The following is a 23,846-nucleotide window of genomic DNA, read 5'->3' on the forward strand; positions in this document are numbered from 1 at the left end:
AGCGATGGCGGCATGCCGCCTGGTCATTCGGTTAAACAACATTGACAAGGGATGCTTATCGTATGGCGATCGGTGACGAAAAACGCAAAATGCTGGCCGGTGAATTTTACAATGCCGAGGACGAACAGCTGCGCCGCGAGCGCATTCGTGCGCGCCAACTGCTGCATCATTACAATCATTCGGCGCCGGACGAGGGCGCACTGCGTGCGCAATGGTTGGCGGAGCTGCTGGGGCGGTTCCAGGGCGGCACTATCGAGCCGAACTTTCGCTGCGACTATGGCTACAACATCTATCTGGGCAGTAACATCTACGTCAACTTTGATTGCGTCATGCTGGACGTGTGTGAAGTGCACATCGGCGACAACTGCCTGCTGGCGCCGGGCGTGCATATTTACACTGCCACGCATCCGTTAGAGGCGGCGCTGCGCGCACGCGGAGTGGAGTATGGCAAGCCGGTGACCATTGGCAATAACGTATGGATTGGCGGCCGGGCGGTGATTAACCCTGGCGTCACGATTGGCGATAACGCGGTGGTGGCTTCCGGCGCGGTGGTGACCAAAGACGTGCCGGCCAACTGCGTGGTGGGCGGCAACCCGGCCAGGGTGCTGAAAACGCTGCCGCAACAGTAAACAGGCGCCCGGATGGGCGCCTGATAACGGTTATTTCTTCTCAAGCATTGGTTTCAGGAAGCGCGCTGTGTGCGAGGCTTCGCACTGCGCCACGGTTTCCGGCGTGCCGGAAACCAGGATCTCACCGCCGCCGCTGCCGCCTTCCGGCCCCAGATCGACAATCCAGTCCGCGGTTTTAATCACGTCCAGGTTATGCTCAATCACCACGATGGTGTTGCCCTGATCGCGCAGCTGGTGCAGCACCGAAAGCAACTGCTGAATATCGGCGAAGTGCAGGCCGGTGGTCGGCTCGTCAAGGATATACAGGGTTTGGCCGGTGCCGCGTTTTGACAGCTCACGCGCCAGTTTCACCCGCTGGGCTTCGCCGCCGGACAGCGTGGTGGCCGATTGGCCGAGGCGGATATACGACAGGCCAACGTCGATCAGCGTTTGCAGCTTGCGCGCCAGCGCGGGAACCGCATCAAAGAAATCGCGTGCTTCTTCGATGGTCATATCCAGCACTTCGTGGATACTTTTGCCTTTGTATTTAATCTCCAGCGTTTCGCGGTTATAGCGTTTGCCTTTGCACTGATCGCAGGGCACGTAAATATCCGGCAGGAAGTGCATTTCCACCTTGATCACGCCATCGCCCTGGCAGGCTTCGCAGCGGCCGCCGCGCACGTTGAAGCTAAACCGCCCTGGGTTATAACCGCGGCTGCGCGCTTCCGGCACGCCGGCGAACAACTCACGCACCGGCGTGAAGATGCCGGTATAGGTGGCTGGGTTGGAGCGCGGCGTGCGGCCGATCGGGCTTTGATCGATATCGATCACCTTGTCGAAATGCTCAAGCCCGGTAATTTCACGGAACGGCGCCGGTTCGGCGATGGTGGCGCCGTTAAGCTGGCGCTGGGCAATCGGGAACAACGTATCGTTAATCAGCGTCGATTTGCCCGAGCCGGAAACCCCGGTGATGCAGGTGAACAGCCCGACCGGCAGCGTCAGCGTGACGTCCTTCAGGTTGTTGCCGCGTGCGCCGCTCAGCTTCAAGACTTTGCTCGGATCGGCCGGGACGCGCTGCTGCGGAATGGCGATTTCGCGCTTGCCGCTCAGGAACTGCCCGGTGAGGGAATCCGGCTGCGCCATGATGTCGGCAACGGTGCCTTCCGCCACTACCTGGCCGCCGTGTACGCCGGCACCGGGGCCAATATCGATCACGTGATCGGCGGTGCGGATGGCGTCTTCATCATGTTCCACCACAATCACCGTGTTGCCCAGGTTGCGCAGGTGGATCAGCGTTTCCAGCAGGCGCTCGTTATCGCGTTGGTGCAGGCCGATGGACGGCTCATCCAGCACGTACATGACCCCCACCAGCCCGGCGCCGATCTGGCTCGCTAGGCGGATACGCTGCGCTTCGCCGCCGGACAGGGTTTCTGCCGAACGGGACAGCGACAGGTAATTCAGGCCGACGTTCACCAGGAACTTCAGGCGATCGCCGATTTCTTTCAACACTTTCTCGGCGATCTTGGCGCGTTGACCGCTCAACTTCATGTTCTGGAAGAAGGTCAGCGCATGGCCGATGCTGAGATCGGAAATTTGCGGCAGCGTGGTGTCTTCAACAAACACGTTGCGTGCTTCTTCACGCAGGCGCGTGCCGTTACAGGAAGCGCAGGGGCGGTTGCTGATGAACTTCGCCAGCTCTTCGCGCACCGCAGTGGATTCGGTTTCCTTGTAGCGGCGTTCCATATTGTGCAGCACGCCTTCGAACGGGTGGCGGCGCACTGTGGTATCGCCGCGATCGTTGATGTATTTAAACTCGATCGATTCCTTGCCGGAGCCATACAACACGGCTTTTTGCACGTTGGCGTCCAGGCTGTTGAACGGCGCTTCGATATCAAAATCGTAGTGGTCCGCCAGCGAGCGCAGCATTTGGAAGTAGTAGAAGTTGCGGCGATCCCAGCCGCGGATCGCGCCGCCGGCCAGAGACAGCTCGGGGTTTTGCACCACGCGGTCCGGATCGAAAAACTGCTGCACGCCCAGGCCGTCGCAGGTGGGGCAGGCGCCGGCCGGGTTGTTGAACGAGAACAGGCGCGGTTCCAGTTCACGCATGCTGTAACCGCACAGCGGGCAGGCGAAGTTGGCGGAGAACAGCAGCTCCGGCGCCTTGGCGTCGTCCATATCGGCGACCACCGCCGTGCCGCCGGAAAGCTCCAGCGCGGTTTCGAACGATTCCGCCAGGCGCTGGGCCAGATCCTCACGCACTTTGAAGCGATCGACCACCACTTCAATAGAGTGTTTTTTCTGCAGCTCCAGTTTAGGCGGATCGGAAAGATCGCACACTTCGCCATCGATACGCGCACGGATGTAGCCCTGGGCGGCCAGGTTTTCCAGCGTTTTGGTGTGTTCGCCTTTGCGGTCTTTAATCACTGGCGCCAACAGCATCAGCCGTTTGCCTTCCGGCTGGCTGAGCACGTTGTCCACCATTTGGCTGACGGTCTGCGCCGCCAATGGCACATGGTGCTCCGGGCAGCGCGGCTCGCCGACGCGGGCGAACAGCAGGCGCAGGTAATCGTGGATTTCCGTGATGGTGCCCACGGTGGAACGCGGGTTGTGCGACGTTGATTTTTGCTCGATCGAAATGGCCGGAGACAGCCCTTCGATATGATCGACATCCGGTTTTTCCATCAGAGAAAGGAACTGGCGCGCATAGGCGGAAAGCGATTCAACGTAGCGGCGCTGCCCTTCGGCGTATAGCGTATCAAAAGCCAGTGAGGACTTGCCTGATCCAGACAGACCGGTGACCACCACCAGCTTGTCGCGTGGGATAATCAGGTTGATGTTTTTGAGATTATGGGTACGAGCACCACGAACTTCGATATTGTCCATTTACACTTCCCGTCTTGATGATACGCTGCGCCCGTTTGCACTTTTTGCGTGCATTCTTGTGACTTAACGCGCAAAAAAACAGTACAGCCAGTACGAAACGCATAATTATGGCACAAAAAAAACTGAATGGATATCCAGTATATGAATGCAACGTAGCCGGGTGTGGGAACACTTCTGGAACCCAATTCGCAGTTATTAACGTAGGTGTGGTTTCGCGTCTGGCATGTTAAACTCACTCGTTTATACTGTGTAAAAATCATTCATCAGGAGAGTGCTCATGGCCAGCCGAGGCGTAAACAAAGTAATTCTGGTCGGGAACCTGGGCCAAGACCCGGAAGTTCGTTACATGCCGAATGGGGGCGCAGTTGCCAACATTACTCTGGCAACCTCCGAAAGCTGGCGTGATAAGGCGACTGGCGAGCAGAAAGAAAAAACGGAATGGCACCGCGTAGTGCTGTTCGGCAAACTGGCGGAAGTGGCGGGCGAATACCTGCGTAAAGGCTCACAGGTTTATATCGAAGGCCAGCTTCAGACCCGTAAATGGCAGGATCAGAGCGGCCAGGATCGTTACACCACGGAAGTGGTGGTGAACATTGGCGGCTCCATGCAGATGCTGGGCGGCCGTCAGCAAGGGCAGGGCGGCGGCGCAGGCGCTGGCCAATCAGCCGGTGGCCAGGGCAACTGGGGCCAGCCACAGCAACCCCAGGGCGGCAATCAATTCAGCGGCGGCCAGCAGGCGCGCCCGGCGCAGAACAGCGCCCCGGCGGCCAGCAGCAATGAACCGCCAATGGATTTTGACGACGATATCCCGTTCTAACGCATGCATTTTTAGCATGTGTTGACGAAGAACGATGAAACCCTGCTTCGGCAGGGTTTTTTTATTGCTGCGTAAACACCATTCGGGCTCCACATTTGGACGTTGCCCGCTGCCAACTCAGTCAGTGCGTTATATCGCTTTTTGACACCAGATAGCTGTTAACTTCGCTTATTGAACACTCGGTACTGGATGCATCGCTTTGCGTGATTACCTCGTAGCGCCCACCTGATTTATCATGGAAAACAAAATGATAAACCTGAGTATAGCGATCTTTGCCCTTCTTCTCCGAGGCCAGGCGGTTAATCTCCGTCTTCGATTCATCAAGATTAACAATATCGACAATCCCAGCATTCTTCATCCATGCTTCGGCCATATTCATTGGCCATGAATGGCAATCAGGAGATGCGGCCATGGTTGATAATGGTGAGAATATAGCCAACAGAACGATGATATTTTTCTTCATTTGACGACCTCAAACAGTTTATCACCGCTGCTCCATATTTTTTGGCGAATAAACAACGGCATAATAATACAGCCGTTAGAAGCACTTCCTGGTTGCTTTATACATTTCAGGCGATGAGAGGCAGGCGGGCCATGCTAAAGAAAATGCCAGGCAGGCGGCGCTGGCTGGCATTTTTTTGAATAACCTGGTGGGGTTAGTCATTAGTTGAAGATTTCTGCGGTGCCGTACAGTTTATTCTGGCCGCCGACGGCAGTGATGTGGTAGGCGCTGGCGCCGGATGCGGCGGCTTTGCTGGCCAGTTCGCTTTCCAGTGAGCTCAGGCTGGAAGCGCCGGTGACGGAAATCACGCCGATTTTTTGCGCGCCTTCAGCCGGTTGGCTGCTGATGTGGTCGGCGGCGACAGTGGCAAAAGAAGCGGTGGTCAGCAGCAGTGCAGTAGCAAAAATTTTGATGCTTTTCATGATAAATTCCTTGGCTTGTTTGTTAGATGAGAGGGCGTTCCCTCTCGATGTGTTGAATAATAGCCCTCTGGCTGGGCGGAGGAAATCGGAGAGTTTTGAGTTAATTTGTCAAATTAATTGACTGAATAATGCGCGTTGGGCTTTGATCATGGCGGGATACCGGGATCGCCACTACGCTTACAATTGGCGGGCGTTTGCTGTCCGTAATCCACTGGCGCCGCGTTATACCCCGGCCCCTATCACCACGTCTTGCCGGGGTGGCAACCAGGCAACCAACCGGAGCGTCGCTATGATTATTGTCCACCACCTGAACAACTCGCGTTCGCAGCGTATTTTGTGGTTCCTGGAAGAATTGAACGTGCCGTACCAGGTGCAGCGCTATCAGCGCGATAGCGTGACCATGTTGGCGCCGCCGGCGCTGAAAAAGGTGCACCCGCTGGGCAAATCGCCGGTGATCGAGGATGGCGATCTGGTGCTGGCGGAATCGGGCGCCATCATTGAATACCTGCAAGAGGCCTATGATGCGCAGGGCCTGTTTATGCCCACCGACTTTCATGCGCGCCAACAATACCGCTACTGGCTGCATTATGCTGAAGGTTCGCTAATGCCGCTGCTGGTGATGAAACTGGTGTTCGGCCGTCTGGACCATCCGCCGATGCCCTGGCTGATGCGCCCGCTTGCGGGGGCTATCGGCAAAGGGGTTCAGCGTGAATACCTGGATAAACAGATTGCCGGCCACCGCGCTTATCTTGAACAGCACCTGGCGAAAAGCGCCTGGTTTGTCGGCAATGACTTCAGCGCCGCCGATATCCAGATGAGCTTCCCTATCGAAGCGATGGCCTCACGCGGCGGCCTGGACGGTTGCCCACAACTGAGCGATTTTTTGCAACGCATCCATGCCCGCCCCGCTTATCAACGCGCCCTGCAGCAGGGCGGCCCGTTTGAATTGCCGCGTTAGCCCAACATCGCCAATGCCAATCTTTTATCCCATGCCAGGCGTTGAAAGGGGCGCGTTTCAGGCTGCTATCCCTCAATTATTTATGTGACAAAGCCCACATTTTCGCTGATGATTAGCATTAATGCCTTTGTGCATATTTTGTCGCTGTTTTTCATTGATTAGACGGTGCGGAAGGTTGGATAATCGTTTGCTTTGCATAAAACATCATAAATGACGCGCACCAGGCGTTAAACGCTAAAACGTTTGCTTTTTTCGCGCTGCATGTTGCGGTGTTAGGGAAAAGTGTGGGGTGAAACCTGGCAACGGCGGTTCGCCATGGCTCAACGCGGAAACAATAAGGCCATATATACCCAAAATAATTCGAGTTGCGGGAAGGCGGCAACGCAGCGAATCCCCAGGAGCTTACTGGAGTAAGTGACTGGGGTGAGTGACAAATCTGCCGGGAGCAGATTTGAACGCAGTTGGCAGCGGCCCCGAAGGGGCGAGGCCCAGGGATGGGCCGAGTAACCAAGCCAACACACCTGCAACTTGAAGTATGAAGGGTATAACAATGGTCGGGATGACTACAGGGGATAAGCATATGTCGAATTCTCAGCCGAAAGGTGGGCTTGACGCATTTTTTAAACTTTCAGAACGGGGCAGTAACGTGCGTCAGGAAGTGGTGGCCGGGTTAACCACCTTTCTGGCGATGGTCTATTCGGTGATCGTGGTGCCGAGCATGCTGGGCAAGGCGGGTTTTCCCCCCACGGCGGTGTTTGTCGCTACCTGTCTGGTCACCGGTTTTGGTTCGCTGCTGATGGGGCTGTGGGCCAACCTGCCGATGGCGATTGGCTGTGCCATTTCGCTGACGGCGTTTACCGCCTTCAGCCTGGTGCTGGGCCAACATATCAGCATTCCGGTAGCGCTGGGCGCGGTGTTCCTGATGGGGATTTTGTTCACCGTGATTTCGGTGACCGGCATCCGTGCCTGGATCCTGCGTAACCTGCCGATGGGTGTGGCGCACGGCACCGGCATCGGTATCGGCCTGTTCCTGCTGCTGATCGCCGCCAACGGCGTTGGCCTGGTGGTAAAAAATCCGCTGGACGGGTTGCCGGTGGCGCTCGGCGCCTTTACTTCTTTCCCGGTGGTGATGACGTTGCTAGGGCTGGCGGCGATCTTCGGGCTGGAAAAGCGGCGGGTGCCGGGTGGTATTCTGCTGGTGATTATCGCGATTTCGATTATCGGCCTGATCTTCGATCCGGCGGTGAAATATCAGGGGCTGTTTGCGATGCCGAGCCTGGCGGATGCCAATGGTAACTCGCTGATTTTCAGCCTGGACATCATGGGGGCGTTGCAGCCGGTGGTGCTGCCGAGCGTGCTGGCGCTGGTCATGACGGCGATATTTGACGCCACCGGCACGATCCGCGCCGTGGCGGGGCAGGCGAACCTGCTGGATAAAGACGGGCAGATCATCAGCGGCGGCAAGGCGCTGACTTCCGACTCCCTGAGCAGCATATTCTCCGGCCTGGTGGGGGCTTCACCGGCAGCGGTGTACATCGAATCCGCCGCAGGCACCGCAGCGGGCGGCAAGACCGGCCTGACGGCTACCGTGGTCGGCATCCTGTTCCTGCTGATCTTATTCCTGTCGCCGCTCTCTTATCTGGTGCCGGCCTATGCGACGGCACCTGCGCTGATGTACGTAGGCCTGCTGATGCTGAGCAACGTGACCAAGCTGGATTTCAACGACTTTGTGGATGCGATGGCCGGCCTGCTGTGCGCGGTGTTTATCGTTCTGACCTGCAACATCGTTACCGGCATCATGCTGGGCTTCAGTGCGTTGGTGATTGGCCGTATCTTCGCCGGCGAGTGGCGCAAGCTGAACATCGGCACGGTGTTGATCGCGGTGGCGCTGGTGGCATTCTATGCCGGCGGTTGGGCGATCTGAGTTTGCTTTTCCCCCGCCGTTCCCGGCGGGGCAACCCGGCGGCGGCACATTATCTTTGCGATGTGCCGCCGCCGTGGCGTATTTGCCCTCAGGCCTTTCTGAAAGGCACAACAAGTTTTATCCACTGTAAAAAAAGTGATCTATCATCGGCAGATACTTTGGTAACACGCCTTGGTAGTTTGAACCGTAGAGTCTAAGGAAAGCATGGAAATCTTTTTTACAATCCTCATTTTGATCCTGGTGGTTTCGCTTTCTGGGGTGGTGACGCGCATGTTGCCGTTCCAGGTGCCGTTGCCGTTAATGCAGATTGCGATAGGGGCCCTGTTGGCCTGGCCACATTTTGGGCTGCATGTCGATTTCGATCCCGAGCTGTTTTTAGTGCTGTTTATCCCACCCCTGTTGTTTGCCGACGGCTGGAAAACCCCAACGCGTGAGTTTATTCACCACGGCCGGGAGATCCTTGGGCTGGCGCTGGCCTTAGTGCTGGTGACCGTGGTTGGCGTGGGTTACCTGATTTATGCGATGGTGCCGGGCATCCCGCTGGTGGCGGCGTTTGCGCTGGCTGCCGTGCTCTCACCGACCGATGCCGTGGCGCTGTCCGGCATTGTCGGCAAGGGGCGTATCCCGAAAACCATCATGGGCGTGCTGGAAGGCGAAGCGTTGATGAACGACGCGTCGGGCCTGGTTTCGTTGAAGTTTGCCATTGCGGTGGCGATGGGCACCATGGTGTTTACCGTCGGCGGCGCCACGCTGGAATTCTTAAAGGTGGCGATTGGCGGCTTGCTGGCCGGGGTTGCGGTCACCTGGACCTACAGTAAATCGCTGCGCATGATGAGCCGCTGGAGCGGGGACGATCCGGCGACGCAGATCGTGTTCCTGCTGCTGCTGCCGTTCGCTTCCTATCTGATTGCGGAACATATCGGCGTGTCCGGCATCCTGGCGGCGGTGGCGGCAGGGATGACCATCAGCCAGTCTGGCGTTATCCGCAATGCGCCGCTGGCGATGCGTCTGCGTGCCAACAGCGTATGGGCGATGCTGGAGTTTGTCTTCAACGGCATGGTGTTCATCATGTTGGGGCTGCAGTTGCCGGGCATCCTGGAAACCTCCATCCTGCAGGCCGAGCTCGATCCGACGATTGAAACCTGGTACCTGTTTACCGATGTGGCGGTGATCTACGCCGCGCTGTTGCTGCTGCGCTTCAGTTGGCTCTGGTTGATGAAGGGGGCCAGCCGGCGTTTTCTGAAGAAACGCCCGCTGCTGTTCGGCAGCTATACCACCCGTGAGCTGTGGGTGGCATCATTTGCCGGCGTACGCGGCGCCATCACGCTGGCGGGTGTGCTTTCTATCCCGCTGCTGTTGAGCGACGGCTCGGCGTTCCCGGCGCGTTACCAACTGGTGTTTATCGCCGCCGGCGTGATCCTGCTGTCGTTGGTGATCGGCGTGCTGGCGCTGCCGCTGTTGCTGCGCGGCGTGCAGGTGGCGGACGTTAGCGTCAGCAAGGGCGAAGAACGTATGGCGATCGCCATGGCGGCGGAAGTGGCGATTGAGAGCATCCACAAAATGGAAGAGCGGCTGGCGGCCGACAGCGAAGAGAATATCGACCCTCAGATCCTAAAAGAGATCAGCTCACGGGTGATTGGTACGCTGCGGCGGCGTATCGCCAGCAAGGACGATATCGAAAATGCGCTGGCGCTGGAGAATCTGGAGCGGCGTTTCCGCCTGACGGCGCTGCGTGCGGAGCGCGGTGAGCTGTATCACCTGCGCGCCACGCAGAAGATCAGCAATGAAACGCTGCAAAAACTGCTGCACGATCTGGATCTGCTCGAAGCGCTGCTGGTAGAGCGCGAAGGGTAGACGCCGCGCATTATCGTCAAGGGCCGCTGTGAGCGGCCCTTGTTGTTTGCGCCGGGCTATTTTGCCAGCGGATAGATGTCGCGGCAGCAAGCGATCCACGCCTGTGCGCTGTGGGAAAGGTAGCTGCCCTGGCGCCAGATCAGCCCCACGCTCCAGGCCATACGCGGCGCCAGCGGCAGCCAAAGCAGGCTGTCTTTATCCAGCCACCGGCACACCGGCTCCGGCAGCATAGCGATGCCCACGCCCGCCTGCACCATGGAAGCCAAAAAATCCCACTGGCCGCTGCGCACGGCGATTTGCGGCTCGATCCCGGCTCGCCGGAACGCCGCCATCAGCATCTTATACAGCACGAAGTCTTCGTTATAAATCAGGATCGGCGAGTTGGCCAACTCGCTAATATCGATGGCGGTGCGCTTTTGCCAGTGCGCGGTGCGCGGCACCACGACGCACATCGGGTGTTCCAGCAGGGGAAGAAAGGTGAGCGGTTGTTCGGAATCGGGCGAGTAGGCGGTCAGCGCCAGATCCAGCTCGCCGGCGATGACCGCCTGCTCGCCCGACAGGCCGCCCAGTTCAGAAATACGCAGCTCAATGCCGGGGTAACGCTGGCGGAACTGGCGGATTAAATCGGCGATCTGCCGGCCCACCATCGGCGGAATGCCCAGACGCAACACACCTTTTTTGACCGCGCTGATATCGTCCAGCTCGGTTTCTAACTGGCGGAACTCATCCAGGATCGCCAACCCACGCTGATACACCGCCTGGCCGCTGTCGGTCAAACGCAGCCGGCGCCCTTCGCGGATCAATAATGTGCATTCCAGCTCTTCTTCCAGGTGGCGCAGCATTTTGCTGATGGTCGGCTGGGTCACAAACAGCTTTTCCGCCGCGTGGGTAAAGCTCTGCTGGCGGACCACTTCAACAAAATAGCGCAGGGTGCGGACATCCACGGTAGGTTCTCCTGATGGACAATACCGGTGAGAAACTATTCCTGTCCGGCATGATGTTGATAATTTTAATTCATTTCATCTCTGGTTTCTTGGCTACGTATACTGTTATTTCTGTTTTTTTCGATGGAATTTGAGGTGGTTTGCCATGTCTTTGGCGTTACGCCCAGCTGCGCCTTCCCTGTTGAGCCGCCTGCAGGTGCCTGTTCAGGTGGTGCTGTACGCGGTGCTGTTTGTGATCGCCGATCGGTTGGTGCAGCACTTTCATCTGCCGCTGCCGGCCAACATCATCGGCATGATGCTGCTGCTGGCGTTGATTCTGCTGCGCATTTTGCCGTTGAACTGGGTGAAAGCCGGCTCACGCTGGCTGCTGGCGGAAATGCTGCTGTTTTTTGTCCCGGCGGTGGTGGCGGTGGTGAATTACGCGCAACTGCTGATGGTGGAAGGCTGGAAGATTTTTCTGGTGATTGCCGTCAGTACCATGTTGACGCTGGGCGCCACCGGGCTGGCGGTCGATCGGGTGTATCGGTTTGAAATCTGGCTACAGCGGCGTAAACGGCAATGAGTGATTTTATTATCAGCCTGGCCTGCTTTGCGATAACGCTGGCGCTGTATTTCGCCAACAAGGTGCTGTACCGCCGCCGCCGAAACCTGTTGCTGATGCCGTTGGTGCTGACGCCGCTGGTGTTGGTTTTGCTGCTGGTGATCACCCACGTCTCCTACCAGGATTACCTGGGGGAAACCCACTGGCTGTTGTGGCTGCTTGGCCCGGCCACCATCGCCTTCGCGGTGCCGGTGTATGAAAACCTGCATATCATCCGCCGCCATTGGCTGTCGCTGAGCGTTGGCGTGGTCACTTCCATGCTGGTGGCCGTTTACAGTTCTGTGTGGCTGGCGCGTTTGATGACGTTGCCCGAAGCGGTGCAGCGCAGTTTGGCGGTGCGCTCGATTACCACGCCGTTCGCGCTGGAAGCGGCCAAACAGATGGGCGGCCAACCGGATTTGGTGGCGTTGTTTGTAGTGATCACCGGGGTGTTCGGCATGGCGGTGGGGGATATTCTGTTCCTGCGGCTAATGGTGCGCAGCCGCCTGGCGAAAGGTGCCGGGCTGGGGGCGTCGTCGCACGGCGCGGGCACCGCCAGGGCCTATGAAATGGGGCCGGAGGAGGGCGTGGTGTCCAGCCTGGTGATGATGTTGGCCGGGATTATCACTGTGGTTTCCGCACCGATGATTGGGCAATTGATGTGGTGACGGGTTGCTCGCCCTCACCCTAACCCTAACCCTCTCCCACAGGGAGAGGGGACAGATCGCGCACGTTGACAGTACGCAGTTATTCTGCGGCAGCCCAGAGCAGGCGCTCGTGGCTGGCAGCGCGCACGGAATTAAGCCCTCTCCCATTGGGAGAGGGTTGGGTGAGGGAGCAGATCGTGGCTGGCAGCGCGCACGGAATTAAGCCCTCTCCCGCTGGGAGAGGGTTGGGTGAGGGAAGATTAGTGAATCACCTGCGCCAGGAACGCCTGGGTGCGTTCTGATTTCGGATTGCTGAAGAACTCCAGTGGCGGCGCCTGCTCTACGATCTCACCGCGATCCATAAAGATCACCCGGTCGGCCACCGTGCGGGCAAAACCCATCTCATGGGTTACGCACAGCATCGTCATACCGTCGTTAGCCAGCCCAATCATGGTATCCAGCACTTCTTTCACCATTTCCGGATCCAGCGCAGAAGTTGGCTCATCAAACAGCATGATCTTCGGCTTCATGCACAGTGAGCGGGCGATCGCCACACGTTGTTGCTGGCCGCCGGACAACTGCCCTGGGAACTTCATCGCATGCTCGGCAATCCGCACCCGTTCCAGATAATGCATCGCCAGCTCCTCCGCCTCTTTCTTCGGCATATTGCGCACCCAGCATGGCGCCAGCGTGCAGTTTTGCAACACCGTCAGGTGCGGGAACAGGTTAAAGTGCTGGAACACCATGCCAACCTCAGTGCGCACCCGCTCGATGTTGCGCAGATTGCCGTCCAGCGTGATCCCATCCACGGTGATCTTGCCCTGCTGGTGCTCTTCCAAATGGTTGATGCAGCGGATGGTGGTGGATTTGCCCGAGCCGGATGGCCCGCACAGCACGATGCGCTCGCCGGGGCGCACCTGCAGGTTAATGTCTTTCAATACGTGGAACTGCCCGTACCACTTGTTGACGTTGTCCAGCGTGATCATCATTTTTTCGCCGGCGGTAGTAGTGTTATTCATGCTTGACCTCAGTGGTTGGAACGTCCGGTATTAAAGCGTTTTTCCAAATGCTGGCTGTAACGCGACATGCTGAAACAGAAAACCCAATAGATGGCGGCGGCAAACACGTAGCCTTCAGTCGACATGCCCAGCCAGGCCGGATCGACCGTTGCCTGCTGCACGCTGCTGAACAGATCGAACAGGCCGATGATGATCACCAGGCTGGTGTCCTTAAACAGCGCGATGATGGTGTTGACCAGGCCAGGGATCGTCAGTTTCAGCGCCTGCGGCAGGATCACCAGCCCCTGGGTTTTCCAGTAGCCCAGTCCAAGCGATTCTGCGGCTTCGTACTGCCCCTTCGGCAGCGCCTGCAGCCCACCGCGCACCACTTCCGCCACGTAGGCGGACTGGAACATGATGACCCCGACCAGCGCCCGCAGCAGCTTGTCGATATTGGTGCCTTCGGCCAGGAACAGCGGCAGCATCACCGAGGACATAAACAGCACGGTAATCAGCGGCACGCCACGCCAGAATTCGATAAACACCACCGACAGCACGCGCACGATGGGCAGCGTGGAGCGGCGCGCCAACGCCAGCAGGATCCCCAGAGGCAGCGCGCCAGCGATGCCGACCGCGGCGATGATCAACGTCAACGTCAGGCCGCCCCATTGGCGCGTCTCAACCAGCGGCAGGCCGAGCAGGCCGCCGTACAGCAGCACCCACACCACAATCGGGTAAGCCACCACCCAGCAGGCGATGTAGCGCCCGCGGCGCGGCAGGGCCTTCCAGAACATCGGGGCGATGGAAAGCAACCCGATCAACAAGGCCAGGTTGATGCGCCAGCGTTCATCGGTGGGGTACAGGCCGTACATAAACTGGCCGAAGCGGGCATGAACGAACACCCAGCAGGCGCCGTCCCGGGTGCAATCCGTGCGGCTACTGCCCAGCCAGTTGGCGTCGAAGATCGTCCAGTTGAGCAACGGCGGGATCAGCACCCACATCAGCCACAGGCAGAACAGCGTCAGCAGGCTGTTCGCCCAACTGGAGAACAGGTTGCGGTGCGCCCAGGCGAACGCCAATTGCAGGCGGTTGGGCGAAACGGCGGTATGGGAATGCAGTGTCATCGTCATGAAGTTCCCTTAGCGCTCAACCAGCGCGATACGCCGGTTATAAATATTCATCAGCAACGAAATCGTCAGGCTGATAATCAGATAGACCGACATGGTGATGGCGATGGTTTCTATCGCCTGGCCGGTTTGGTTCAACACCGTGCCGGCGAACAGCGACACCATATCCGGGTAGCCGATGGCGGCCGCCAGGGATGAGTTCTTCACCACGTTCAGGTATTGGCTGGTCAGCGGCGGGATAATCACCCGCAGCGCCTGCGGCAGGATCACCTGGCGCAGCGTGACGGGGTTGGGCAGCCCAAGCGAGCGCGCCGCTTCATGCTGGCCAGAGGGTACCGACTGAATACCGGAGCGGATCACTTCGGCGATGAACGATGAGGTGTAGACCGACAGCGCCAGCGTCAACGCCGCCAGCTCCGGGATCAGCACCAGGCCGCCGCGGAAGTTAAAGCCGCGCAGTTCCGGTATATCCCAGTGCAGGGCCGCGCCAAACAGCAGGTGGGCCAGCGCCGGCAGGCCGATCAGCAGCAGCAGGGCATAGGGCCAGGTGTGCCGGATCTTCCCGGTGTGGATCTGGCGGTGGTGGTTGTAGCGGCGCAGCGCCAGGATGGCGATAATGGCCACCGCTACCGCCGCCAGGAAGGCGTATATGCCTTCACCGGCGATTGGCGCCGGGATATACAGCCCACGGTTGCTCAGGAACAGGCTGCCGAACACATCAATGCTCTGGCGCGGGCCGGGCAGGTTGCGCAACACGGCGAAATACCAGAAAAAGATCTGCAGCAGCGGGGGAATATTGCGGAAGGTTTCAATATAGACGGTAGAAAGTTTGCGCAATAGCCAGTTGTCGGACAGGCGGCCAAGACCGACGAAAAACCCCAGCAGCGAAGCGAAAACGATACAAAGCGCCGAAACCAACAGCGTGTTCATTAGCCCGACCAGGAATACCCGGCCATAGCTGTCGCCCTGCTGGTAGTCGATCAGGCTTTGCACGATGCCGAAGCCGGCAGGATTATTCAGAAAGGCGAAACCAGAGGTAATCCCGCGATGGGATAAATTGGTCACTGTGTTGTGAATTAAATAGCCGCCGAAGGCGACTAAAGCCACCAGAGCAATAATCTGGTAGAGCCAGGCGCGAACCGCGGGATTACTCAGCGACAGGTCGCTTTTAACGGTTGGGCGTGGGGACATGATATAAACCTCTGTTAACCAGGACTGTGCCGGCAGGGGTTTCCCCCTGCCGGGCGCTACACGCTAAGCGGGGAATTAACGCACTGGCGGTGCATACTGGATGCCGCCCTGGTTCCACAACGCATTTTGGCCGCGTTTGATTTTCAGCTCGCTGCCCATGCCGACGTTGCGTTCGAACACTTCGCCATAGTTACCGACCTGTTTAACGATTTTGACCACCCAGTCGTTGGGCAGCTTCAGATCTTGGCCGTAGGTGCCTTCATGCCCCAGCAGGTGCGACATATCCGGCGTGGTGGGCTTGGCTGCCAGTTGGTCGACGTTCTTCGACGTGACGCCCATCTCTTCGGCGTTCAGCATGGCGAACAGCGTCCAGCGTACGATCGACAGCCAGTCTTCATCACCGCGGCGCACCACCGGCCCCAGCGGCTCTTTAGAAATCACTTCCGGCAGTACGATAAACTCATCCGGCTTGCCGAGCTTGATGCGCAATGCATACAGCTGCGACTGATCGGAGGCCAGCGTATCGCAGCGGCCAGAGTCCAGCGCTTTGGCGCTCTCGTCGGAGCGGTCAAACGTGACCGGCGTATACTGCATCTTGTTGGCTTTGAAGTAGTCGGCGACGTTCAGCTCGGTGTCGGTGCCGGCCTGGATACAAACGGTGGCGCCGTCCAGCTCTTTGGCGCTTTTCAGCCCGGCTTTTTGGTGGGTGAGGAAGCCGATGCCGTCGTAATAGTTAACCCCGGCGAAGATCATCCCCATGCCGGCATCGCGTGACGATGTCCAGGTGGTGTTGCGCGACAGGATATCCACTTCGCCGGATTGCAGCGCGGTGAAACGCTCTTTGGCGGTCAACGGGGTATATTTCACTTTTTCCGCGTCGCCAAATACCGCTGCGGCGACGCCGCGGCACAGATCGACGTCAATCCCAGAGAATTTGCCGCTGGCATCGGCATAAGAGAAGCCGGGCAGCCCATCGCTGATGCCGCACTGAATAAAACCTTTTTTCTTGATGGCGTCTAATGTGGCGCCGGCATGTGCCTGTCCTGTGATAGCGAATAATGTGGCCGTAGCGGCCAACGTAGAGATAATTAGTTTTTTCATAAAGCGTCCTGTAAGCGAATTGCACTGATTGTTGTTACTGGTGCAGTAGGGCGCACCTTCTCAAAATCTATGGAAGTAATGCCAAAGAGTGCTTAGCAAACAAGATGCCAGAATTGCAGGAGTCTGATTATTCAAGCTACCCATAAAGAAGTAGTGCTTAAGAATGCATGGGTATGCACTAATAACAGGCGTTGACGCAGCGGCTGCTGTATTTTGGTGCGGATTGCTGTGGCGTTGGCGGTGGGAAAATCAGGCGCTGTGAATGCCGTTCGGCCTGATTGATGCGCGGTGGAGGTCGATAACCTTGCAAAAGCAACAGCCCCCGGCGGTGCGGCGGGGGCGAAAGTGGGGGAATTAATACAGCGACGGGGCGCCGACCGGGCGGGTTTTGAAGCGGCGGTGCAGCCACATATACTGTTCCGGCGCCCGCATGATCTCTTTTTCCACCACTTTGTTCATGTAGGCAGCGGCGGCTATTTCATCGGTCATCGGGTAGTTTTCCAGCGCTGGCTGAATCAGCAGATTATAGCCGCTGCCGTTTTCACGGCGGATTAACACCACCGGCACCAGCGCCGGCTTGGCCATGCGGGCCAGCATAAACGTGCCGCTGGTGGTGGCGGCCTGATCGACGGCAAACAGCGGGGCGAACACGCTGCCGCGCGGGCCGTAATCCTGATCGGGGGCGAACCATACCGCTTCGCCGCGTTTCAGCGCATGCACCATGCCGCGCAGATCTTTACGGTCCAGCATGGCTTTGTTAGAGCGCATACGGCCTTTAGTTTGCGCCCATTCCATCGCCTTGTTGTTGTGCGGGCGATACATGGCCATCATCGGCTGGCATAGCCCCATTGCCCGGCCGCCCAGCTCCAGCGACATAAAATGCACGCCGATGACCAGTACGCCGCGGCCGTCTTGCTGCGCCACTTTCAGGTGGTTGATACCGGAAACATTGAACCAGCGCTTAACGCGTTTATCAGACCAGAACCACGCCATGCCGGTTTCCAGCAGCCCCATGCCGAGGGATTCAAAATTGCCCACCACTTTACGTTCGCGCAGTTGCGGCTCCATATCTGGGAAGCACAGCTCCAGGTTGCGGCGGGTGATGGCGACGCGGCGCTTGAGGAAACGCATTGAAGTGCGGCCAAGCCAGATGCCCAGGCGATGAAGCACCGGGTAAGGCAGTTGGACCAGCAGGAAAAGGATGGCAAGGCCAAACCAGGTCAGCCAGTAGCGGGGGTGCAGCAGGGCTGCTTGGAAAGCTTGCGTACGCTTCATATCGACTCTTTTATGCAATATAGGGAGCAGAAACTTGTAGCGCATTAAGAAGCCGTTCTATAGCGTTACGATACTTCAGACACCCGGCCAGGATGATGGTTTAGCCAAAGCCATAAATTGACTAAATCTTTACAATCAAGGGGCCGTTAGTATCGGGTGGGGGAACACGGTAACTGCACTGGGCCCTTGGCGAGGCAGTATATCACACCCGCCGGCCCGGAATGGGTGCCAGAGAGTATGAATATTCTGAATAGATCGGGTTAATTCCTACTACCGGATATTTCAGCCGCCGGCGGTTTCGTCTTTACGGGCCTTATTGTCCGTGTGGCCTAAAGAACGCTCGGGGAAGCAATGGTCACGTAAACGCTGTTTGAGCACGGCCGCGTCGGGGAAGCCGCCATCGGTTTTACGATCCCAGATAAGCGTTTCATCTACCAGGATTTGGTAGATGCCGCCGGTACCGGGAACCAGCGTCACGGAAGCCAGATCGGTGCTGAACGTGTTTAGCAGTTCCTGCGCCATCCACCCTGCGCGCAGCAGCCAGTTGCATTGTGAACAATAGTGAATGGTAACCGCCGGGAGTTTTTTCATCAGTGAGGCTCTGATTGTAAGATTGCGGTCATCTTCTGCTGACATACTGCTTGTTGTCAACCAGCCCCCACCCGTGCCCACCCCCTCAGTGCGGGCGGCTGTACTGCGGCAAAGAAAAAGGCGCTTAACCATGAAGGTTAAAGCGCCTTTTATCAATACGTTAACTGACTAGTATCAGTTCATGCCGTATTTTTTCAGTTTCTTGCGCAGCGTACCGCGGTTGATGCCCATCATCAGGGCTGCACGGGTCTGGTTGCCACGGGTGTATTGCATCACCATGTCCAACAGTGGCTGTTCTACTTCAGCCAGTACCAGCTCATACAGGTCATTGACATCCTGACCATTCAGTTGAGCAAAATAGTTCTTCAGTGCTTGTTTAACCGAGTCGCGCAGAGGCTTTTGGGTCACTTGGTCCTGTGAGTTTACGGTTGAAACGGTCAGTACGTCAGAATTTACGCGTTGTTCGAACATAGTTCTGTCAGCTCTTTTTTTACGCTAAGATTTTCGAAATATGCCTCCAACGCCTCCAGCTGTTCGCTGGCATCCTCTATGGCGTTGAATGTGCGCCGAAACTGGTCATTTGGGGCATGCTCCTGGAGATACCAGGATACGTGTTTACGAGCAATTCGGAATCCCTTGCCTTGGCCGTAAAAGCCGTGCAATTCCCGAATATGCCCAATTAACAAGCGTTTCACCTCGCCAAGCGGCATCGGTGGCAGTAGCTCCCCTGTGTCCAGATAATGCTGGATTTCCCGGAAGATCCAGGGTCTCCCCTGAGCAGCGCGGCCTATCATCAGGGCATCGGCCCCGGTGTAGTCGAGCACTGCTCTGGCTTTATGCGGGTCAGTAATGTCGCCATTCGCGATAACCGGAATGGAAACGTTCTGCTTAACTGCCCGAATACTGTCGTATTCCGCGTCGCCGTTAAACAGGCAGGCACGGGTTCGGCCATGAACCGTCAAAGCCTGAATACCACAATCTTCGGCCAGTTGGGCAATCTCTACACAGTTACGGTGTTCTGGCGCCCAGCCAGTACGTATCTTCAGCGTTACCGGCACATCCACGGCGTTAACTACCGCCTGCAGGATCTGTTTTATCAACTGCGGGTACTGCAACAAGGCAGATCCCGCCAGCTTCCGGTTCACCTTTTTAGCCGGGCAACCCATATTGATGTCGATGATTTGCGCCCCGTTCTGCACGTTAATCCGTGCCGCGGCGGCCATATCATCCGGATCGCATCCGGCAATTTGCACGGCGCGGATCCCGGGTTCATCACTATGTACCATGCGCAGACGCGACTTATCTGTACGCCACACTTCCGGGTTGGAGGAGAGCATCTCGGATACCGTCATCCCAGCCCCCATCTCATAACATAATGTTCTGAAAGGGCGATCTGTAATGCCGGCCATCGGGGCCGCAATCAAGCAATTTGTTAACTGGTGGTGTCCAATGCGCATAGACAAAGAATGACCATACTGTGTCCGCAAGGGCGCGTATATTACGCATTTTTTCGTCGAGATGAAAGGCCAAACTTTGACCAATTTTTCGTTGACGAATACGCGAAATGTGGTTCCGCGCGGTGCGGAAAAATATTATATATATTTAACAATGACTTGTGTTTTTTAGCCCATTTTGTGTTCAGGGAAATATTCCTCTGCCAACAGGATATTATCTGCCATTGTCACGGTTATTATCGGCGATAGCAGGGGGGATAGCGGCTTTATCAGGCAAATGCATCGCCAACCCCCCTAAAACAGCGGTGTGTTTTGCTGTTTGTCGTTAAGCGCCGCGGCGGCGGTTAATCGACGATCACGCGGCCGTTAAGCGGCTGTAGCGGCCGGTTATTGGCATGATGCATTACGGAACGGAATTGATCGATTTGTTCCGCAGAAGCGCTTACAGGCTTATCCAGCACCAGCCAGCTTACCCCTTCGGAACAAGGCGGCGTCGTCAGCGAACCACTGAAGCGATAATAGTTAGCGTGTGGCGGTATCATTGCCTGGATATCCACCGGCGTGCTCAGCCGCGCCGGCTCACCGGCCGTCGCCGGCAGTTGATTCCAGGCATGCGCCAACTGTGGATTTGCCTTGCCCGCCTGGAACATCAGCGCCAACACCGTCAGGGCACCGTCGTCAGCCTTATAAACAAAGTGCGCTTCCAGCGGGAACTGTTTGCCGTCGATTTCGTTTTCGCTCGGGGCGTGGAAGTGGAACTGCTGCATGGTAAAGGTTTTGCCGTCCAGCATCAGGGTGTTGCCTTGGCTGACGTTTACCTGAAGCGTGTGGCCGTTATTGATGATCTGCTGGGCACCCGGTTGGAAGGCGAGCTTCAACTGTGCATGATGGGTTTTCAACGCGCCCTGGATATCGACTGGGGACTGGTTTTTGCCGGTTTCACACAGCGAAAAATCCGGCGAGAGTTTGCCCCAGTGCGCGGGATCTTCCTGGCCTTCATAGCCCCAATGCGCATGTTCCGCGGCGCCGGCAGAAACGCTGCCCGCCAGCATGATGGCAATCCACAGTTTATTTTTCATTTCCCTTCCCTTTTAAAATAAGTCTCTGCGTTATTCAGCACCTGCCCTGTGTGATGCAGCAGTATGCCTGTCGGCACGCAGGATACACCTACTTTAGTCATGGATAAACGGGATATGCGGGGAAAAAAACGCCGCCGGAGGATGCTCGCGGCGGCGCGGATGCGGCAAAAAACGGCGATTATTTGCGCTGGCCGGTAATACGGCACCACTCTTCGCGTTCGGCCACCGGATCGAGGGCAAATTTGTCTTCATAGGCTTCGGCCACGCTGGCGGCCTGGGTCGCCAGGATACCGGACAACCCCAGATAGCCCCCTGATTTCGGCAGGCAGCTAATTAACGGCGCCAACTCGCGCAGCGGGCCGGCGAGGATGTTGGCTACCACGACGTCGGCCAGCAGCCCTTCCGGCTGGTCTTTCGGCAGGTACAGCGCCAGACGATCCGCCACGCCATTGCGTTCGGCGTTGTCACGGCTGGCCTGGATGGCCTGCGGATCGATATCAATGCCGATGGCGTGCGCGGCGCCAAGCTTGAGCGCCGCGATGGCCAGGATGCCGGAGCCGCAGCCGAAGTCGATCACGGTTTTGCCCGCCAGATCCAACCCGTCCAGCCACTGCAGGCACAGCGCAGTGGTCGGGTGGGTGCCGGTGCCAAAGGCCAGGCCCGGATCGAGCATCACGTTCACCGCATCGGGCTCCGGCACTTCGCGCCAGCTCGGGCAAATCCACAGCCGTTGGCCAAAGCGCATCGGGTGGAAGTTTTCCATCCATTCGCGCTCCCAGTCCTTGTCTTCCAACTGCTCGATTTTGTGGTGGAAACCGTTCCCCAGCAGCGGGTGCTGCGCCAGGATGGCTACCACCTCCGCCATATCGGTTTCGGCGTCATACAGGCCAATCACGTCCGTATCGCCCCACAGCAGCGTCTCGCCAGGCAGGGGTTCAAAAACCGGGTTGTCGTGGCTGTCCTGAAAGGTCACCGAGACGGCGCCGCTTTCAACCAGCGCATCGCTCAGGGCTTCAGCCTGGCTGCCGGTGGTGTTCAGTTTGAGTTGGATCCAAGGCATAACAGTTCTCTTCAAGAGGGTAAGGATAACGCCGCACGGCGCTTTTCGCCGCAGACGTTACCGATATAAAACGCCAGCAGGCTGAGCAACAGCGAAGGCACTATCGGGTGCAGCGCTGCCAGGTGCAGATTAAAGCTGGCCAGTAGCGTATAGCATACCGCACCCACGATCATTGAGCTAAGCGCCCCTTGCGCGTTGGCGCGCTCCCAGTACAGGCCAAGCACCAGCGGCCACAGGAACACCGCTTCCAGCCCGCCGAAGGCCAGCAGGTTCAGCCAGATGATCATCTCCGGCGGCCGCCATGCAGCCAGCAACACCAGCAGGCCGAGGATCAGCGTGGTCAGGCTGGAAAACCGCTTGATCCTTTTCTCGTTCTGCATCTGTTGCGGCCGGATGCCCAGGTACAGATCTTTGACAATCGTCGCCGCAGACTGCAACAGCTGTGCGTTGATGGTCGACATGATGGCCGCCATCGGCGCGGCCAGGAAGATCCCGGCGGCAAACGGTGGCAGCACGGTGATCATCAGCGTTGGGATCACCTGATCGGGGATCTTCAAGTCCGGGATCACCGCGCGGCCGATGGCGCCGGCCAGATGCATGCCGAACATTAGGATGGCGACCACGATGGTGCCGAGAATAATCCCGCGGTGCACCGCCTTGCTGTCTTTATAGGAGATGCAGCGCACCGCGGTGTGCGGCAGGCCAATCACGCCGAAACACACCAGGATCCAGAACGAAGCCATAAACGGCAGGCTGAGGATCTGCTCGCCGCCCTGCGGCGAAATCAACGCCGGATCGATCTGCTGCAGCTTATCCACCGCGCTGTGCAGGCCGCCCGCCGCATGCACCACGGCAACCAGCAGCAAAATGGTGCCAATCAGCATTACCAGCCCCTGCATGGTATCGTTCAGCACGCTGGCGCGGAAGCCGCCAAAGGCGGTATACAGCGCAATGCTGATGCCGAAGATCAGCAAACCGGTGTCGTAGGGGATGCCGGCCGCGGTTTCCAGCAGGCGCGCGCCGCCGATAAACTGCACCGTCATCGCGCCGATAAACGCCACCAGCAGGCTAAGGCTGGCCAGCCACACCAGCAGGCGGCTTTGATAGCGGGCATACAGCATATCGTTGAGGGTTATGGCATTGTAGCGCCGTGCCAGAATGGCGAACTTTTTGCCCAGCACGCCGAGCGACAGCCAGACCGCCGGCAGTTGGATCATCGCCAGCAGCACCCAGCCCAGGCCGTATTTGTAGGCCGCGCCCGGGCCGCCGATAAACGAGCTGGCGCTGATGTAGGTGGCGGTCAGGGTCATCGCCAGCACAAAGCCGCCCATCGAGCGGTTGCCAAGAAAATACTCGTTGAGGAAGTTGCCCTGTTGGCGGCGGCTGTAGGCATAGACCGACAGGCCGAATACCAGCAGCAGATAGGCGATCAGCGGTATGATCACTTCAGTTTGCATCGTTGTCCTCCAGCGGGATATCGCGGAACAGCATGCGGACCATCAGCCAGCATAGGCCGATGAACAGCAGCGGCACCAACAGGCAGGCCATCTCAAACCAGTGCGGTAGTCCGGTGATGCCGATTTCGCTGTCCGGCAGGTAGGCCGCCAGCGTCCAGGCCAACAGGTAGATCAGTGTCAGCCACAGTGCCCAGCGTGCTTCGCGGTGGGCCTGAATAAAGCGCTTTTCCATCCATGTCTCCGGTCGGTTTACGGTTATGGATATCTCAGAAGGAAGGGGATTTTACGGCAAGTGTGGCATTTGCCAAGCGGTTCGGCCGCCGTGGCGATTTTTTTTGGCGTGATGCGGGCATAACCCTATGGTGGAAAAAACA

At 57.9% G+C, this 23,846-nt stretch carries 23 protein-coding genes; 7 read left to right on the forward strand and 16 right to left on the reverse strand.

What is annotated here, in order from left to right; all coding sequences use genetic code 11:
- The first annotated feature begins 62 nt into the window (after positions 1 to 62).
- Entirely contained in the window at positions 63 to 629 is a 567-nt protein-coding gene (gene maa, locus AC559G_RS21435; protein WP_498914558.1) for an LbetaH domain-containing protein, read from the forward strand.
- Between the two features lie 30 nt (positions 630 to 659).
- Here the strand turns inward: maa and uvrA are convergent, their stop codons facing one another.
- Positions 660 to 3,491, reverse strand: a complete 2,832-nt coding sequence (gene uvrA / locus AC559G_RS21440) for an excinuclease ABC subunit UvrA (RefSeq protein ID WP_498914560.1) — start codon at positions 3,489 to 3,491, stop codon at positions 660 to 662.
- A 277-nt stretch (positions 3,492 to 3,768) separates the two neighbouring features.
- Between uvrA and ssb1 the strand changes: the two genes are divergently transcribed.
- The gene (gene ssb1, locus AC559G_RS21445) at positions 3,769 to 4,308 is read left to right on the forward strand and encodes a single-stranded DNA-binding protein SSB1 (protein ID WP_095846895.1); all 540 of its coding nucleotides are present in this window, start codon (positions 3,769 to 3,771) and stop codon (positions 4,306 to 4,308) included.
- A gap of 121 nt (positions 4,309 to 4,429) precedes the next feature.
- On the opposite strand, the gene AC559G_RS21450 is transcribed toward ssb1, so the two are convergent.
- Both AC559G_RS21450 and bhsA read right to left on the reverse strand, forming a co-directional pair.
- Complete coding sequence (locus AC559G_RS21450) at positions 4,430 to 4,771, reverse strand: hypothetical protein (RefSeq protein WP_095846896.1); 342 nt, start codon at positions 4,769 to 4,771, stop codon at positions 4,430 to 4,432.
- Positions 4,772 to 4,971: 200 nt separating this feature from the next.
- Positions 4,972 to 5,232 (reverse strand): YdgH/BhsA/McbA family protein, encoded by a 261-nt coding sequence (bhsA, locus tag AC559G_RS21455; protein WP_498914563.1) that lies wholly within the window; start codon positions 5,230 to 5,232, stop codon positions 4,972 to 4,974.
- A gap of 289 nt (positions 5,233 to 5,521) precedes the next feature.
- On the opposite strand from bhsA, the gene AC559G_RS21460 reads away from it, so the two are divergent.
- The 3 genes from AC559G_RS21460 (at position 5,522) to AC559G_RS21470 (ending at position 9,968) form a co-directional block, all read left to right on the forward strand.
- On the forward strand, positions 5,522 to 6,190 hold the full coding sequence (locus tag AC559G_RS21460; protein ID WP_438596659.1) for a glutathione S-transferase family protein: 669 nt from the start codon (positions 5,522 to 5,524) through the stop codon (positions 6,188 to 6,190).
- Between the two features lie 580 nt (positions 6,191 to 6,770).
- Positions 6,771 to 8,114 carry an NCS2 family permease gene (locus AC559G_RS21465; protein ID WP_095846915.1) on the forward strand — a complete coding sequence of 448 codons (1,344 nt, stop codon included), beginning with the start codon at positions 6,771 to 6,773 and terminating at the stop codon, positions 8,112 to 8,114.
- Between the two features lie 204 nt (positions 8,115 to 8,318).
- Positions 8,319 to 9,968, forward strand: a complete 1,650-nt coding sequence (locus AC559G_RS21470; protein WP_095846916.1) for a Na+/H+ antiporter — start codon at positions 8,319 to 8,321, stop codon at positions 9,966 to 9,968.
- 56 nt (positions 9,969 to 10,024) lie between these two features.
- Here the strand turns inward: AC559G_RS21470 and AC559G_RS21475 are convergent, their stop codons facing one another.
- Positions 10,025 to 10,912, reverse strand: coding sequence for a LysR family transcriptional regulator (locus AC559G_RS21475; protein WP_095846917.1), 888 nt, complete (start codon positions 10,910 to 10,912; stop codon positions 10,025 to 10,027).
- 145 nt (positions 10,913 to 11,057) lie between these two features.
- On the opposite strand from AC559G_RS21475, the gene AC559G_RS21480 reads away from it, so the two are divergent.
- Positions 11,058 to 11,474, forward strand: coding sequence for a CidA/LrgA family protein (locus tag AC559G_RS21480; protein WP_498914566.1), 417 nt, complete (start codon positions 11,058 to 11,060; stop codon positions 11,472 to 11,474).
- Positions 11,471 to 12,160, forward strand: a complete 690-nt coding sequence (locus AC559G_RS21485) for an LrgB family protein (protein ID WP_498914567.1) — start codon at positions 11,471 to 11,473, stop codon at positions 12,158 to 12,160. The genes AC559G_RS21480 and AC559G_RS21485 overlap by 4 nt, the downstream gene beginning before the upstream one ends.
- 239 nt (positions 12,161 to 12,399) lie before the next feature.
- Here the strand turns inward: AC559G_RS21485 and AC559G_RS21490 are convergent, their stop codons facing one another.
- From AC559G_RS21490 to AC559G_RS21545, 12 genes are all read right to left on the reverse strand, one after another.
- A complete protein-coding gene (locus tag AC559G_RS21490; protein WP_165907063.1) occupies positions 12,400 to 13,158 on the reverse strand; it encodes an amino acid ABC transporter ATP-binding protein in 759 nt (252 codons plus the stop codon).
- An 8-nt stretch (positions 13,159 to 13,166) separates the two neighbouring features.
- Positions 13,167 to 14,267 carry an amino acid ABC transporter permease gene (locus AC559G_RS21495; RefSeq protein ID WP_498914570.1) on the reverse strand — a complete coding sequence of 367 codons (1,101 nt, stop codon included), beginning with the start codon at positions 14,265 to 14,267 and terminating at the stop codon, positions 13,167 to 13,169.
- Positions 14,268 to 14,276: 9 nt separating this feature from the next.
- A complete protein-coding gene (locus tag AC559G_RS21500) occupies positions 14,277 to 15,455 on the reverse strand; it encodes an amino acid ABC transporter permease (protein ID WP_498914572.1) in 1,179 nt (392 codons plus the stop codon).
- Between the two features lie 75 nt (positions 15,456 to 15,530).
- A complete protein-coding gene (locus AC559G_RS21505; RefSeq protein WP_438598775.1) occupies positions 15,531 to 16,556 on the reverse strand; it encodes an amino acid ABC transporter substrate-binding protein in 1,026 nt (341 codons plus the stop codon).
- Positions 16,557 to 16,910: 354 nt separating this feature from the next.
- Complete coding sequence (gene lpxP / locus AC559G_RS21510; RefSeq protein ID WP_498914574.1) at positions 16,911 to 17,831, reverse strand: kdo(2)-lipid IV(A) palmitoleoyltransferase; 921 nt, start codon at positions 17,829 to 17,831, stop codon at positions 16,911 to 16,913.
- A gap of 282 nt (positions 17,832 to 18,113) precedes the next feature.
- Positions 18,114 to 18,422, reverse strand: a complete 309-nt coding sequence (locus tag AC559G_RS21515; protein WP_498914576.1) for an Rdx family protein — start codon at positions 18,420 to 18,422, stop codon at positions 18,114 to 18,116.
- Between the two features lie 174 nt (positions 18,423 to 18,596).
- Complete coding sequence (fis, locus tag AC559G_RS21520) at positions 18,597 to 18,893, reverse strand: DNA-binding transcriptional regulator Fis (protein WP_000462905.1); 297 nt, start codon at positions 18,891 to 18,893, stop codon at positions 18,597 to 18,599.
- The gene (gene dusB / locus AC559G_RS21525) at positions 18,875 to 19,879 is read right to left on the reverse strand and encodes a tRNA dihydrouridine synthase DusB (RefSeq protein WP_095846926.1); all 1,005 of its coding nucleotides are present in this window, start codon (positions 19,877 to 19,879) and stop codon (positions 18,875 to 18,877) included. The genes fis and dusB overlap by 19 nt, the downstream gene beginning before the upstream one ends.
- Before the next feature lie 341 nt (positions 19,880 to 20,220).
- Positions 20,221 to 20,955: a carbonic anhydrase gene (locus AC559G_RS21530; RefSeq protein ID WP_498914586.1), complete on the reverse strand. Its 735-nt coding sequence runs from the start codon at positions 20,953 to 20,955 to the stop codon at positions 20,221 to 20,223.
- Between the two features lie 178 nt (positions 20,956 to 21,133).
- The gene (gene prmA / locus AC559G_RS21535) at positions 21,134 to 22,015 is read right to left on the reverse strand and encodes a ribosomal protein L11 methyltransferase (RefSeq protein WP_498914588.1); all 882 of its coding nucleotides are present in this window, start codon (positions 22,013 to 22,015) and stop codon (positions 21,134 to 21,136) included.
- An 11-nt stretch (positions 22,016 to 22,026) separates the two neighbouring features.
- Positions 22,027 to 23,472 carry a sodium/pantothenate symporter gene (gene panF / locus AC559G_RS21540; protein ID WP_498914590.1) on the reverse strand — a complete coding sequence of 482 codons (1,446 nt, stop codon included), beginning with the start codon at positions 23,470 to 23,472 and terminating at the stop codon, positions 22,027 to 22,029.
- A complete protein-coding gene (locus tag AC559G_RS21545) occupies positions 23,462 to 23,704 on the reverse strand; it encodes a YhdT family protein (protein WP_462614633.1) in 243 nt (80 codons plus the stop codon). Before AC559G_RS21545 ends, panF begins: the two co-directional genes overlap by 11 nt.
- Positions 23,705 to 23,846 lie beyond the last annotated feature (142 nt).

Source organism: Gibbsiella greigii (assembly GCF_039540155.1).
Classification (GTDB): Bacteria; Pseudomonadota; Gammaproteobacteria; order Enterobacterales; family Enterobacteriaceae; genus Gibbsiella; species Gibbsiella quercinecans.

Excerpts from the sequence above, each read along its gene's own strand:
- maa (WP_498914558.1), top strand. The coding sequence starts at position 63 with ATGGCGATCGGTGACGAAAAACGCAAAATGCTGGCCGGTGAATTTTAC.
- uvrA (WP_498914560.1), bottom strand. The coding sequence starts at position 3,491 with ATGGACAATATCGAAGTTCGTGGTGCTCGTACCCATAATCTCAAAAAC.
- ssb1 (WP_095846895.1), top strand. The coding sequence starts at position 3,769 with ATGGCCAGCCGAGGCGTAAACAAAGTAATTCTGGTCGGGAACCTGGGC.
- AC559G_RS21450 (WP_095846896.1), bottom strand. The coding sequence starts at position 4,771 with ATGAAGAAAAATATCATCGTTCTGTTGGCTATATTCTCACCATTATCA.
- bhsA (WP_498914563.1), bottom strand. The coding sequence starts at position 5,232 with ATGAAAAGCATCAAAATTTTTGCTACTGCACTGCTGCTGACCACCGCT.
- AC559G_RS21460 (WP_438596659.1), top strand. The coding sequence starts at position 5,522 with ATGATTATTGTCCACCACCTGAACAACTCGCGTTCGCAGCGTATTTTG.
- AC559G_RS21465 (WP_095846915.1), top strand. The coding sequence starts at position 6,771 with ATGTCGAATTCTCAGCCGAAAGGTGGGCTTGACGCATTTTTTAAACTT.
- AC559G_RS21470 (WP_095846916.1), top strand. The coding sequence starts at position 8,319 with ATGGAAATCTTTTTTACAATCCTCATTTTGATCCTGGTGGTTTCGCTT.
- AC559G_RS21480 (WP_498914566.1), top strand. The coding sequence starts at position 11,058 with ATGTCTTTGGCGTTACGCCCAGCTGCGCCTTCCCTGTTGAGCCGCCTG.
- AC559G_RS21485 (WP_498914567.1), top strand. The coding sequence starts at position 11,471 with ATGAGTGATTTTATTATCAGCCTGGCCTGCTTTGCGATAACGCTGGCG.
- AC559G_RS21490 (WP_165907063.1), bottom strand. The coding sequence starts at position 13,158 with ATGAATAACACTACTACCGCCGGCGAAAAAATGATGATCACGCTGGAC.
- AC559G_RS21495 (WP_498914570.1), bottom strand. The coding sequence starts at position 14,267 with ATGACGATGACACTGCATTCCCATACCGCCGTTTCGCCCAACCGCCTG.
- AC559G_RS21500 (WP_498914572.1), bottom strand. The coding sequence starts at position 15,455 with ATGTCCCCACGCCCAACCGTTAAAAGCGACCTGTCGCTGAGTAATCCC.
- AC559G_RS21505 (WP_438598775.1), bottom strand. The coding sequence starts at position 16,556 with ATGAAAAAACTAATTATCTCTACGTTGGCCGCTACGGCCACATTATTC.
- lpxP (WP_498914574.1), bottom strand. The coding sequence starts at position 17,831 with ATGAAGCGTACGCAAGCTTTCCAAGCAGCCCTGCTGCACCCCCGCTAC.
- AC559G_RS21515 (WP_498914576.1), bottom strand. The coding sequence starts at position 18,422 with ATGAAAAAACTCCCGGCGGTTACCATTCACTATTGTTCACAATGCAAC.
- fis (WP_000462905.1), bottom strand. The coding sequence starts at position 18,893 with ATGTTCGAACAACGCGTAAATTCTGACGTACTGACCGTTTCAACCGTA.
- dusB (WP_095846926.1), bottom strand. The coding sequence starts at position 19,879 with ATGCGCATTGGACACCACCAGTTAACAAATTGCTTGATTGCGGCCCCG.
- AC559G_RS21530 (WP_498914586.1), bottom strand. The coding sequence starts at position 20,955 with ATGAAAAATAAACTGTGGATTGCCATCATGCTGGCGGGCAGCGTTTCT.
- prmA (WP_498914588.1), bottom strand. The coding sequence starts at position 22,015 with ATGCCTTGGATCCAACTCAAACTGAACACCACCGGCAGCCAGGCTGAA.
- panF (WP_498914590.1), bottom strand. The coding sequence starts at position 23,472 with ATGCAAACTGAAGTGATCATACCGCTGATCGCCTATCTGCTGCTGGTA.
- AC559G_RS21545 (WP_462614633.1), bottom strand. The coding sequence starts at position 23,704 with ATGGAAAAGCGCTTTATTCAGGCCCACCGCGAAGCACGCTGGGCACTG.